The 12,225-nt window shown below is 40.0% G+C and carries 13 protein-coding genes; all 13 read right to left on the bottom strand.

The window, feature by feature from the left end; genetic code table 11:
- Positions 1–240: 240 nt before the first annotated feature.
- A complete protein-coding gene (locus tag HMPREF2979_RS09935; RefSeq protein WP_014633687.1) occupies positions 241–714 on the bottom strand; it encodes an ECF transporter S component in 474 nt (157 codons plus the stop codon).
- Positions 704–1,465: a bifunctional hydroxymethylpyrimidine kinase/phosphomethylpyrimidine kinase gene (locus HMPREF2979_RS09930; RefSeq protein ID WP_022496746.1), complete on the bottom strand. Its 762-nt coding sequence runs from the start codon at positions 1,463–1,465 to the stop codon at positions 704–706. The genes HMPREF2979_RS09935 and HMPREF2979_RS09930 overlap by 11 nt, the downstream gene beginning before the upstream one ends.
- Complete coding sequence (gene truA, locus HMPREF2979_RS09925) at positions 1,458–2,204, bottom strand: tRNA pseudouridine(38-40) synthase TruA (protein ID WP_004182157.1); 747 nt, start codon at positions 2,202–2,204, stop codon at positions 1,458–1,460. Before truA ends, HMPREF2979_RS09930 begins: the two co-directional genes overlap by 8 nt.
- Before the next feature lie 106 nt (positions 2,205–2,310).
- Positions 2,311–3,444, bottom strand: a complete 1,134-nt coding sequence (gene dnaJ / locus HMPREF2979_RS09920; protein ID WP_002886399.1) for a molecular chaperone DnaJ — start codon at positions 3,442–3,444, stop codon at positions 2,311–2,313.
- Between the two features lie 159 nt (positions 3,445–3,603).
- A complete protein-coding gene (locus tag HMPREF2979_RS09915; protein WP_070656620.1) occupies positions 3,604–4,236 on the bottom strand; it encodes a DJ-1/PfpI family protein in 633 nt (210 codons plus the stop codon).
- A 174-nt stretch (positions 4,237–4,410) separates the two neighbouring features.
- On the bottom strand, positions 4,411–6,234 hold the full coding sequence (gene dnaK, locus HMPREF2979_RS09910; RefSeq protein WP_070656618.1) for a molecular chaperone DnaK: 1,824 nt from the start codon (positions 6,232–6,234) through the stop codon (positions 4,411–4,413).
- Positions 6,235–6,319: 85 nt separating this feature from the next.
- Positions 6,320–6,844: a nucleotide exchange factor GrpE gene (gene grpE / locus HMPREF2979_RS09905; protein ID WP_002886396.1), complete on the bottom strand. Its 525-nt coding sequence runs from the start codon at positions 6,842–6,844 to the stop codon at positions 6,320–6,322.
- Positions 6,845–6,882: 38 nt separating this feature from the next.
- Positions 6,883–7,917, bottom strand: coding sequence for a heat-inducible transcriptional repressor HrcA (gene hrcA, locus HMPREF2979_RS09900; RefSeq protein WP_004182170.1), 1,035 nt, complete (start codon positions 7,915–7,917; stop codon positions 6,883–6,885).
- A 192-nt stretch (positions 7,918–8,109) separates the two neighbouring features.
- A complete protein-coding gene (locus HMPREF2979_RS09895) occupies positions 8,110–8,691 on the bottom strand; it encodes a glycoside hydrolase family 73 protein (protein WP_002886394.1) in 582 nt (193 codons plus the stop codon).
- Positions 8,688–9,485: a M15 family metallopeptidase gene (locus HMPREF2979_RS09890; RefSeq protein ID WP_070656615.1), complete on the bottom strand. Its 798-nt coding sequence runs from the start codon at positions 9,483–9,485 to the stop codon at positions 8,688–8,690. Before HMPREF2979_RS09890 ends, HMPREF2979_RS09895 begins: the two co-directional genes overlap by 4 nt.
- A complete protein-coding gene (locus HMPREF2979_RS09885; RefSeq protein WP_037600240.1) occupies positions 9,472–10,176 on the bottom strand; it encodes a histidine phosphatase family protein in 705 nt (234 codons plus the stop codon). The genes HMPREF2979_RS09890 and HMPREF2979_RS09885 overlap by 14 nt, the downstream gene beginning before the upstream one ends.
- Before the next feature lie 115 nt (positions 10,177–10,291).
- Positions 10,292–11,629 carry a PFL family protein gene (locus HMPREF2979_RS09880; RefSeq protein WP_002886391.1) on the bottom strand — a complete coding sequence of 446 codons (1,338 nt, stop codon included), beginning with the start codon at positions 11,627–11,629 and terminating at the stop codon, positions 10,292–10,294.
- A gap of 17 nt (positions 11,630–11,646) precedes the next feature.
- The gene (locus HMPREF2979_RS09875; RefSeq protein WP_002886390.1) at positions 11,647–11,913 is read right to left on the bottom strand and encodes an ACT domain-containing protein; all 267 of its coding nucleotides are present in this window, start codon (positions 11,911–11,913) and stop codon (positions 11,647–11,649) included.
- Positions 11,914–12,225: the final 312 nt, after the last annotated feature.

The following is a 12,225-nucleotide window of genomic DNA, read 5'->3' as shown; positions in this document are numbered from 1 at the left end:
GACAACTTCTATATTCTAGCAAATCTAGAATGCCTTGTCAACACTTTTTTTGAAGTTTTTTTACTTCTCGTGTCCGCTGTCTCTCGCGAAACAGCTTATTTATAATATCATCTCTGACCTGTCTTGTCAATAACTTTTTTAAAGTTTTGGAACCTTTTCAAGTTTGTGGCAAGTCAGTTAAGACAACTTTTATATCTTATCACCCAAATCAATACTTGTCAATAGGGTTTAGTAAAACTATTAACCTTTTTTAGATTGAACCTTTTTGAATCCTTGATACAATACCCATCCAACGACTAGGCCGAGAGCGTTTTGGCAGAAATTAGGGATCACTTCTGCGATTGAAGCTCCTGTTCCATACATAAATACTGAGGCAAGTGCATAACCACCCACCATCACAATTGTAGCAATCAGAAGGCCTAGGATACGATAATTACCTTTAAATCCAGCAAAATAACCCTGTGCACCATGGATTAACAAACTGATAAACATCCACTGCGGAGCAGATGATAGCAAATCTATCAAAAATGCAGATAGTCCTCCCACAATTGCCCCTTCTTTCTTGCCAAGATAGAAGGCTGTAAAGTAGATTCCTGCATCTACCAACGTTAAGAGTCCTGTTGGAGTCGGAATTTTAGCTACGAATCCAAAGGTCACTGATAAAGCCGTTAAGATAGCTAATAATGTTAGCTCTTTTGTTTTCTTATTTTGCATATTGAACTACTCCAAATTCATTTGACTGTTTAATTGATTCATAAACAAAGGCTTTAGCATTTGCCACAGCTTCAGTTTCTGAACATCCTTTAACTAATTCACTAGCTATACTTGAAGCAAATGTACATCCTGCACCAGTATTGTTTTTGTCTAGCACAGCTTCTTCAAACAATTTGTAGTCTGTTCCATCATAAAAGACATCTATCGCTTTATTACCATCCAAGCGATTTCCACCTTTGACAACGACAGTCTTAGCACCTAATTCATTGAGATAGCTAGCCGCATGCTTCATGTCATCAAGAGTCTTAACCTTTCTATCTATAAGCAATTCGACTTCAGGTAAGTTCGGAGTGATAACCGTAATATAAGGGAAAAATTTAACCAATTCATCACGTAGTTGAGAAACTTCAACGTCATGAGTCTCCTTACATACTAAAACAGGATCCAAGACAATTGGAATATCAGAATGTTTTTTAACAAAATCCAACGTTAATTCTGCGATTTCAACGTTAGGCAACAAACCAATTTTTATTGCTGAGAATGGGACATCTTTTAGTGAGTCAAGTTGTTGTTTAAAAACATTAGTATCAACCGGAATGACCTCAAAACCATTCTCAGTCATAGCTGTCAGACAGGTAAGAGCCACAAATCCATGTTGTTTATTAGTGGTAAACGTCGCTAAGTCTGCATGAAGTCCGCCACCACTAAAAATATCATTCCCTGAAATCGCTAAAATCAATTCATCACTCATATCTAATCTCCTTCAAATATAACCCATTTCCTGCTGCCGTTGGTCCTGCAAGATTACGATCACGACTTTCCAACACTGTCTTAACTTGCGAAACAGGCATGCGACCATTGCCAATCTTCAACAAGGTGCCGACCATATTTCTAACTTGCTTATAGAGAAAACCATTGCCAGAAAAAGTAAAGATATAAAATCCAGTTTTCTCATCGATAGATACACTAGCTTGTGTAATTGTGCGTACTTTATTTTCTACAGAAGTTCCTGAAGCTGTGAAGCCTGTAAAATCATGTGTGCCGACCAAATCCTTAGCAGCCTCCTGCATAGGTGCTAAACTTAGAGGGTAGGGATAGTGGGTCGCATAATTACGCATCATAGGGTTCTTAGGTCGCCCTGCATCTACTAGGAACTCATAAGTTTTACTGTGTTTATTGTATCGTGCATGAAATTCTTCTGATACAAGTTCAATACTAACAACATCAATGTCATCTGGACATTGCGTATCTAAACCAAAACGTAACTTCTCTGGATCCCGCTCCTGGGGCAAATCGAAGTGGATAACTTGTCCATAGGCATGAACACCTGCATCTGTACGCCCCGCTCCATGAACGGTGACAGGTGTACCGCTATTTAACCGTAAGAGAGTCTTTTCAAGTTCTTCTTGAATAGAACGTGCATTTGGTTGTCTTTGAAAACCTGAGAAAAGTGTACCATCATAGGAAATTGTCGCTTTGTATCTAACCATAAAATTATCATATCAGATTTTTTCAAGGATAAAAAGTAGGTCGATCACCAACTGACCCCATACAGTTTCTGGCAAAAAAGAAAAAGACGCCTTCAGCGTCCTTCCTTTATAAATCTTCTAAGGCATCCTTTACTTTATTGAAGAAACCTTTTTTCTGTGGTGCGATTTTTTCATCACCACTTGCTTTGGCAAAGGCAAGGAGAGCTTCTTTTTGAGCATCGTTTAGCTTCGTAGGAGTTACAATCTTAACTGTAACGTGTTGGTCTCCTTGTGAACCTCCACGAAGACGTGGAGCACCCTTTCCTTTTAGACGGAAAGTTTTGCCTGTTTGAGTTCCTGCTGGAATAGTCATCTCAACATTTCCGTGAACTGTTGGTACTTCGACAGTATCACCAAGAGCTGCTTGGACAAAGGAAATGTTAAGTGTATAGTAAATTGTTGATCCATCACGAGTAAACTTATCGCTTGGATTAACATTAATGATTACAAAGAGGTCTCCATAAGGACCACCATTGAAACCAGCTTCACCTTGACCCGCAAGACGGATTTGTTGACCTGTTTCAACACCTGCTGGAATCTTGACAGATACTTTATGGCTTTGTTTCTCATGTCCTGTTCCGTGACAAGTTTGACATGGCTCTTTAATTTCTTGACCTGTTCCATGACAGACATCACAGGTTACTTGACGACGCATCATACCAAGTGGTGTTTGCGTATCGACATTGATAACCCCTTGACCATGACAGCGACCACAAGTTACAGGGCTTGTTCCAGGTTTTGCACCAGATCCCGAACATGTCTTACATGTCGCTTCACGATTGTAGTGAACTTCTTTTTCGGCACCAAAAATCGCCTCTTCAAAGCTTAGGTTGACACGGTACTGAAGATCATCACCTTGACGTGGAGCATTCGGGTTACGAGTAGCACCACCACCAAAGAAGCTAGAGAAGATATCCTCAAAGCCACCAAAGCCTGCACCACCATCGAAGCCACCAAAGCCTCCTTGACCACCAAAACCATTCGCACCATCTGGTCCGTATTGGTCATAGGCTGCACGTTTTTGGTCATCACTTAAAGTTTCGTAGGCCTCTTGAACCTCTTTATATTTTTCTTCCGCACCCGGTTCTTTATTAATGTCTGGGTGGTATTTCTTAGACATCTTACGATAGGCACGTTTAATTTCATCTTGAGAGGCATCCTTAGATACCCCAAGACGATCGTAATATTCGGTATTGTTCATAATTTTAGATACAAAGGGCATCTAATGGAGAAAGCCAAAGTAATAGTTTTGAAGATGAACACCTAGTCCCTTGAAACCAACTATCTTTTTTGCTTAATCCATAGCCCGTGTTCAACGACGAACACTCTTTGTTCCTTTCTATAATTTTCGTGTAAATCATTAGAGGGCATTTTCTATACTTCGCTTCACTTCATCAAATTCCTCGTTTGATAGAGTAAATATCAAATCCTCTTCTGGGTACTCATTCTGTTCCTTAAAATAGTTGTCCGTATTAGCTGCCAAGCCTAAACTTAGAATCACTCTTCTTGCAAACTCTTGATGGGCAAAACCGATAGCCGTAATGATCTGTTTATCTTGCACAAGAACTTTCGGTTGGAAATTTTCACGTGGAAGAAATTCAAAATAGTCAAAGAAGCTTTGCCAAATTCCACCTGTAAATTTCGTGTCCTTCAACAGACCTGCTTTCGCTAATAAAAGAGGTGCTGAAGAAATAGCTGCAATTAGGATATTTTGCTCACCAAGCCCCCTCAAAAACGAAATCAATTTCTCATCCTGTAGAGCAGGCCCTATATTTACCATTCCTGGCAAAATCACGCAAGAATACTCTTCTATACGGATTTGATCCAGTGTTTTCGTTGGTTGACAGGGCAAGCCATCCTCAGAGACCACTATCGAATAATCTGAAGCAACATAATCAATCGTGATATCAAAAGACAGAGCTAAAGTACTCGTTAAAGCGGTTATCTCATAAAGAGAAAAATTAGGATAAATGATACAAAGTACTTTTTTCATACGCAACACCCTATATTTTACCGAAAAACAGAGGCTGGGTTGCAACCTCTGGATTTCTTTTTTTCATTTACTAGCTAAGCTCAATACCTTACCGAACTGAGCACCCCCTAACCTCTTGGTGAAAAAGAGAAATCTTCCTATTTTTCACTGTGAGGTTTTAACGGACTTTGCATCTTATTTTTCAGTAAACTCTCCGTCTACGACGTCGTCGCCTGAGTTATCTGCTGTTTGTGCACCTTCTGCTCTTGCTTGGGCTTGTTGTGCTGCTGCAGCTTGTTCGTAAAGTTTAACTGCAAGAGCTTGAGCTTTTTCGTTAAGAGCTTCCAATTTAGCCTTCATGTCATCAAGATTACCTGATTCTTGAGCTTTCTTAAGGTCATCAAGAGCTGATTGAGCAGCATCACGTTCTGTATCGAAGCCTTTACCTTCTGTTTCTTTGATTGTCTTTTCAGTCGCAAAGATAGCTTGGTCAACTTCGTTACGAAGATCTACTTCTTCTTTACGTTTTGCATCTGCTTCAGCATTTGCTTCAGCATCTTTCATCATCTTTTCAATTTCTTCGTCTGTCAAACCAGAGTTAGATTGAATGACAATTGTTTGTTCTTTTTGAGTTCCAAGGTCTTTAGCTTTAACAGATACGATACCGTTCTTATCAATATCGAAAGTAACTTCGATTTGTGGGATACCACGAGGTGCAGCTGGGATATCAGTCAATTGGAAGCGTCCAAGAGTCTTGTTATCTGCTGCCATTGGGCGTTCCCCTTGAAGAACGTGGATATCAACGGCTGGTTGGTTGTCTGCTGCAGTTGAGAAGACTTGTGATTTAGATGTTGGAATAGTAGTGTTGCGGTCAATAAGTTTTGTGAACACTCCACCCATTGTTTCGATACCAAGTGACAATGGAGTTACGTCAAGAAGGACAACGTCTTTGACATCACCAGTAATAACACCACCTTGGATAGCAGCACCCATGGCAACTACTTCATCAGGGTTAACTGATTTGTTTGGTTCTTTACCAGTTTCAGCTTTAACAGCTTCTACAACGGCAGGGATACGAGTTGAACCACCGACAAGGATAACTTCGTCAATATCTGACAAGCTCAAACCTGCATCTGAAAGGGCTTGACGAACTGGAGTTTTCGTACGTTCTACAAGGTCACGAGTCAAATCATCGAATTTCGCACGAGTCAATGTCATTTCCAAGTGAAGAGGTCCAGCCTCACCGGCAGTGATGAATGGCAAGCTGATTTGTGTTGAAGTGACACCTGAAAGGTCTTTCTTAGCTTTTTCAGCTGCATCTTTCAAACGTTGAAGAGCCATCTTGTCTGTTGACAAGTCGATACCATTTTCTTTCTTGAATTCTTCAACCATGTGGTCGATGATTTTTTGGTCAAAGTCATCACCACCGAGTTTGTTATCCCCTGCAGTTGCCAATACGTCAAAGACACCATCACCAAGTTCAAGGATAGATACGTCGAATGTACCACCACCAAGGTCGAATACCAAGATTTTTTCTTCTTTATCAGTCTTATCCAAACCGTAAGCAAGGGCTGCTGCTGTTGGTTCGTTGACGATACGTTCTACTTCAAGACCAGCGATTTTACCAGCGTCTTTTGTTGCTTGACGTTGTGCATCGTTGAAGTAAGCAGGAACTGTGATAACTGCTTTAGTTACTTTTTCACCAAGGTAATCTTCAGCATAACCTTTCAAGTATTGAAGAATCATAGCTGAAATCTCTTGTGGTGTGTATTCTTTACCGTTTGCAGAAACTTTTTCAGAAGTACCCATCTTAGATTTGATAGAGATGATTGTATCTGGGTTTGTTACTGCTTGACGTTTTGCAGCGTCACCAACGATGATTTCACCATTTTTGAATGACACAACAGATGGAGTTGTGCGGTTACCTTCTGGGTTTGCGATAATTTTTGATTCAGTTCCTTCAAGAACTGCTACTGCTGAGTTTGTTGTACCTAAGTCAATACCAATGATTTTAGACATATGTTTTTCCCCTTTTTACTTTAATTTCTATTTTGCTTTTTTATCTTTCATTCATAGTTTTCTGTCATTTCGGACAAGTTTTCAATTAATTATATACAACCACCATAGCTGGGCGTAAGACGCGTTCGTGGAGTTTATATCCTTTTTGGAAAACTTGTGCAATCGTGTCTGCTGGATGTTCATCATCTGCAGGCATTGTTTGAATAGCCATGTGGAAGTTATGATCGAAATCACCATCTGCTGGAATTTCTTCAATTCCTTCCTCTTTAAGAGCATGCACTAAACTTTCTTGCACCATTTCCAAACCTTTTTTGACATCATCAGTCAAGCCCTCAACGGCAAGAGCACGTTCAAGGTTATCAAGTGATGGCAAAATTGCTTTTGCCAAATCTTGGCTACGATACTTTTGCAATTGTTGACGTTCTTCATTTGCACGTCGCTGAATGTTTTGCATTTCTGCATGGGCACGAAGGTATTTGTTTTCAAATTCTTCGGCACGCGCTTGGGCTTCTTCAAGTTCAGAAGGTTCACTTACTTCCTCTACAACTTCTTCAGTTGTCTCCGTAGCTTCCTCTTCTTTCACTTCTTCTTTTTTAATATCTTCAGTCAAGGCATACACCTCTTTCTATACTTTTTAAATGTTGTATCTTAGCTAACTTCATAATGGTTACTATTGAGGTAACGGTAATAATCCGTCAACTTCATAACCAAAACTCTACTAATAACATTGACCAAACTAACCATGCGACGATAATCCATTTCAACTGGACCAATCACATGCATGAGTGCCATCCCACGATAAGGAATCAGGAATTTATGACTCATAACTGTGACATTTTCAAGCGCTTCTTCAGTTGATTCTGCAACCGAAATCTTGGTCACTTCATCATCCGAGATAGCTGATCGAAGCTCAAGTGCCACATGTTGTGGATTGTCCAAAAATTGATAGGTTTTTAAGTCGGCATAAGTCAATGATGCAACCTTACCTTCGATGAAAATCAATTCCTTAAAAAGTTGTGAAAAGATATAATCAAACAAGTCTAAAACATTATCTGTTATTTTGAAATATTTTTGCACAATCTGAGGAATCTCAGTTCTCAATCGGTAATGGATATCTAAGACAGTGTTTCCCAAAAAACGTTCTTGAACAAGCTTATGAAGAATTTCCAAATCACTAGACAAGAAATTTTTTGGAATAGCAAATTGAACTGTCACAGGCTTAGATTCATCTAGAGTAAGAACCGCTAAAGCGTCGTGATTGGACAGATGAACAATGTCAAATCCAGTCAGACGTTGTCGTGTCGGTTCCACATCTTGAATCACTGCTGTACATCCTGTCATTTCTGCCAGCAGCTTCGCCGCTGCATCCAAGATATCTTCAAGTTTAAAGGCTTCAAAATCAAAGGCCTTGACCACTTGATAAACATCTTGTTCATCAATCGTATCAAGATTCAAAGAATTAGCGACGAAATACTGGAAACCTGCTCGGCTTGGCATACGCCCACTAGAAGTATGAGCTTTTTCAAGATAGCCCATCTTTTCAAGCTTGGCCATGTCATTACGAATGGTCGCTGAACTCGAATCAATTGATTCTTGTAATGCTTTAGAACCAACCGGTTCATGTGTACGAGTGAACATCTCAACTATCAAATTCAAAATAGTGTTTTGCCTTTGCGTAATCACGATGTCACCTCATTTCTATTTATTAGCACTCTAACACATCGACTGCTAACTTATGATTCTATTATACACCTAAACTTGAACATGTCAACCCAAAAAACCAAAAAATTAGCACTCTTTTTATAAGAGTGCTAAAAATACATCTTAAGACCTAGAAAAGCAAAAAAAGAGCACCTCAGAGGCACTCTAATCTTATCAATCATATTTTGACAAATGATAGGTCTCAATAATAGATATGAGGTGTTTGGCATAATCTGGATCACTGCTAAAACCCGCAGCTTGTAGTTTTTCTGCCGCAACTTTATAACTAGTCGTTCCTGCCACCTCTTTATAGGTTGACTCGCCCCACGTTCCTTGGCGAAGTTCTTCTAAATAAGTCATCATAGAACTTGACCAATCCTTAAAAACTGCAAAATCCACCTTTTGGTATTGCCATTTCCCTTTACTGTAGATACTATCCTTTAAACGAATACGTTCTTGACCTGGCTGAGCAGGGAGACTGTAGATGTTATGATATTTAACAGATAAAAGACTGCTACCATAATTTGACTCATATGCAGCTTGACTAAGGAGAATAGACGCAGGTACACCATAGTTTTTAGACATCTTTTGAGCTGTTGGAGCTAAGGTCTCAATAAATTCTTGCTGTGTGTAAGCAACCTTTACCGAACGAGCATTATCATCTGTAGAGGCATGAAGAATCAAAGGTAAGAGAATACCTAAAGCAAAAACAACAACTAAGGTAATGAAGGCTTTTAGTTTAAAACGTCGTCTCACTTAGCTTTCTCCTTTAATAATGCCAAATATTCCTCCAAAGTAAGATTATGTTCAGTCATATACTCTGCTGACTCTTTACCAACATAGCGGAAATGCCAATCCTCGTAGCCTACACCCGTTGACGATGTTTTACCATCTGGAAAACGAAGAACAAAGCCATATTTCGGCGCCAATTTTTTGACTTTAGCTACTGTATCTGGATCTGCTTCATTTAAGCTATCTACAGTACTCATATCAATCGCAAGACCTGTTTGGTGTTCACTCGCTCCTGGTGGTTGTGAATAGGTTTGAACCTTTTTCTCCGCCTGAGACTCCGTCAAACTTGGGTCAGCAGCCATTTCCTGCTGAACATAACTGTTATAAAGTTCTGTCTGATAAGCAACACTACGATAACCTGATATCAAGTGATAACTTGGATCAATTTCTTGAGCAGCCGCTAAAAACTCCTTAACGTTCTTAGCAATTCTTGCATCTACAGAAACACCATCAACGTCAGCAATCTCAGGGTTAAGTTCTTTAGACTTATTATCTCGATTTACCAAAAGCAATTGCCAGTCTTTAGGCGATACATCAGGTAGTCCCTTTGTATCCTTGCTTTGAGTCGCATCGGTAGCTTGTTTACTACTTTTTGTTACTGACGATCCATTGGTTTGTTGGACTGTACGACTGACACCAAATACTGAATAAAGTCCTGCTGCAATCAAAAGCATAGCAATCAAGACACTACTGATAACCAAAAACCAGTTGGTTTGCTTTTTCGCCTGACGGCGACTTGGATAGTTATTTTTTACCATTTTCTTTTTCTATTATCTCTCGCCCAACCTGACGATAAGTCATATCGCCAAGTGCTTCTAATGTAAATTTACCATTTTCATAAGCAACAACAGTAACCGAACCGTTGTCCAATGAAGGATGCTCGACAGAAGGATCAATTAACCAAGCAAAGGTTGCAATGGTCATACCGTGACTAACGACGATAGCATTACCACCACCAGACCTCTCAAGATCTTCTGCAATAGCTGTAAATCCCTCTAAGATACGTTTTCTGAGTACTTCCCAAGACTCTGCCCAACCAGCCGTATCCACATCAAGAATACCTTGTGCAAGCTCAGGATAAGTTACCTCATGCAAATCTTTACCTTGAAAAGCATCTGTTCTCGGTAGCACACCATAGAAAAGTTCACCGTCATAGCCACCATCTAAACTACCAAAACACCACTCACGAATACGTTTGTCACGTTTATAAGGAATAGTTTCTAAACCCGTCTCACGTAAAATGATATCCATAGTTTGAATCGTTCGACCTGAATCACTAGAATATGCGGCCTTGAAAGGGATACCTGCTGCTTTCAGACCTACCCCCAATTCACGAATACCTTCTTCACCGAACGGGGTCAAAGGGCTATCAGACCAACCTTGTGCACGACCAATGGTGTTAAACATCGTTTTGCCGTGTCTCGCAATATACAACTTAACCTTACTCATAGCACCCCTTCTTTCCGTCATTTTTGAATTCATTATAGCACAAATCCCCTCGACTATCTAGCCAACGAGACCATCAGAAAATGCCTTACCAATCGGCAAAGCATTTATCATCCGCTTAGTTTTTAAAGCTGTGAACAGGAGCTGGGATTTGACCACCACGCGCAATGAAATCAGCCGATGAAGCCTTGTTTACTTTCATTACTGGTGCATAACCAAGAAGACCTCCAAGTTCCAACATATCACCTTCCTTACCATAAGGAATGATACGAACAGCTGTTGTTTTCTGGTTAATGACACCGATAGCCGCTTCATCAGCAATCATAGCCGCGATTGTTGTATCTGGCGTATCAGCAGGAATAGCAATCATGTCTAGACCAACAGAACAGATAGCTGTCATGGCTTCCAATTTTTCAAGGTTGATATGACCAGACTGAACCGCCGCAATCATACCTTCATCTTCAGAAACTGGAATAAAAGCACCTGACAAACCACCAACTTGGTTACATGCCATGATACCGCCTTTTTTAACTTGGTCGTTAAGAAGGGCTAGAGCTGCAGTAGTACCATGCGTACCAACAACTTCAAGACCCATCGCTTCAAGTACACGGGCTACTGAATCACCAACTGCTGGTGTTGGCGCAAGAGACAAATCTACAATACCAAACTCGACACCAAGGCGTTCGCTGGCCATTTGACCAACTAACTGACCAACACGTGTGATTTTGAAAGCGGTCTTCTTAACTGTTTCAGCTAGAACATCGAAACTTTCACCTGGAACTTTCTCAACTGCACGTTGCACAACACCAGGACCTGAAACCCCAACATTGATTACAACATCAGCCTCACCAACACCGTGGAAGGCACCTGCCATAAATGGATTATCTTCAACCGCATTAGCAAAGACCACCAATTTACCTGGGCCCATTGGATCTGCCTCAGAAGCCTCTTTGATGATACGTCCCATGTCACGTACTGCTGTCATGTTAATACCAGTCTTTGTTGAACCAATGTTGACAGATGAGCAGACAAAATCAGTCTCTGCAAGCGCACGTGGAATAGAATTAATAAGAATCTCATCACCTTTTTGGTAGCCCTTTTGAACGAGTGCAGAGAAACCACCAATAAAGTTAACGCCGATTTCCTTAGCTGCTCGGTCTAATGCCTTCGCAAAAGGTACATAGTCTGTTGCATCTGTTGCCGCACCGATGATTGAGATCGGAGTAACAGACACACGTTTATTAACAATCGGAATACCAAGTTCAGCTGCAATTTCGTCACCAACAGCTACCAAATTCTTAGCCTTAGATACAATCTTGTTATAGACTTTTTCCGCCGCCTTATCGATATCTGAATCGATACAATCTAGTAGTGAAATCCCCATGGTAATGGTACGAACATCAAAGTTCTGCTCCTCAATCATGGCAATGGTTTCTGTGACCTGTTTAATATCCATTTTAAGCTACTCCTATCTTACAAGTTGTGCATAGCATCAAAAATTGCTGAACTTTGGATGTTGATTTTAACGTTCAATGACTCACCAAAGGCTTCCAATTCAGCACGTAGGTGTGTAAAATCTTGTTTGTCTTCTGATGATACAACCGCCATCATGGTAAAGAATTCATCAAGAACTGTTTGAGAAATATCATCAATATTCAAGCCAAGTTCTGCCACCTTAGTCGCAACACCCGCAACAATACCTGATTTGTCCTTACCTACAACTGTAATAATCGCTTTCATGAGAAGCCTCCATCATTTTATTTTGTATAATTTTAGCATATTTTGATTAAAAATGCTATTTTTTATGAAATTTGCATATTTTTTCTTGAAAAAGACGAATGTTTCCGAGGAATTTAACTAATATCGTTTATGAAAATATCCTCTCTTTGCCCCAACTACTTGTGGATAAACTTGTTCACAACCTAAATAATATCTCTCTTATAAAACCTTGAAAAATCAAGATTCAACACTATCAACAGACTTTTCCACACCTGTGGATAAGTCTGTGGGTAACTTGTCGATAAATCATAACCACCCGTCTAACGGGTGGTT

It is taken from the genome of Streptococcus sp. HMSC078H12 (assembly GCF_001814615.1).
Lineage (GTDB): Bacteria > Bacillota > Bacilli > Lactobacillales > Streptococcaceae > Streptococcus > Streptococcus salivarius_F.
Note: the sequence above shows the minus strand (reverse complement) of the source record. Positions and strands in the feature narration are given on the sequence as shown.

What these genes read in the sequence shown, in the direction of transcription:
- HMPREF2979_RS09935 (WP_014633687.1), bottom strand. Translation starts at nt 714, where the DNA reads ATGCAAAATAAGAAAACAAAAGAGCTAACATTATTAGCTATCTTAACG.
- HMPREF2979_RS09930 (WP_022496746.1), bottom strand. Translation starts at nt 1,465, where the DNA reads ATGAGTGATGAATTGATTTTAGCGATTTCAGGGAATGATATTTTTAGT.
- truA (WP_004182157.1), bottom strand. Translation starts at nt 2,204, where the DNA reads ATGGTTAGATACAAAGCGACAATTTCCTATGATGGTACACTTTTCTCA.
- dnaJ (WP_002886399.1), bottom strand. Translation starts at nt 3,444, where the DNA reads ATGAACAATACCGAATATTACGATCGTCTTGGGGTATCTAAGGATGCC.
- HMPREF2979_RS09915 (WP_070656620.1), bottom strand. Translation starts at nt 4,236, where the DNA reads ATGAAAAAAGTACTTTGTATCATTTATCCTAATTTTTCTCTTTATGAG.
- dnaK (WP_070656618.1), bottom strand. Translation starts at nt 6,234, where the DNA reads ATGTCTAAAATCATTGGTATTGACTTAGGTACAACAAACTCAGCAGTA.
- HMPREF2979_RS09890 (WP_070656615.1), bottom strand. Translation starts at nt 9,485, where the DNA reads ATGGTAAAAAATAACTATCCAAGTCGCCGTCAGGCGAAAAAGCAAACC.
- HMPREF2979_RS09885 (WP_037600240.1), bottom strand. Translation starts at nt 10,176, where the DNA reads ATGAGTAAGGTTAAGTTGTATATTGCGAGACACGGCAAAACGATGTTT.
- HMPREF2979_RS09880 (WP_002886391.1), bottom strand. Translation starts at nt 11,629, where the DNA reads ATGGATATTAAACAGGTCACAGAAACCATTGCCATGATTGAGGAGCAG.
- HMPREF2979_RS09875 (WP_002886390.1), bottom strand. Translation starts at nt 11,913, where the DNA reads ATGAAAGCGATTATTACAGTTGTAGGTAAGGACAAATCAGGTATTGTT.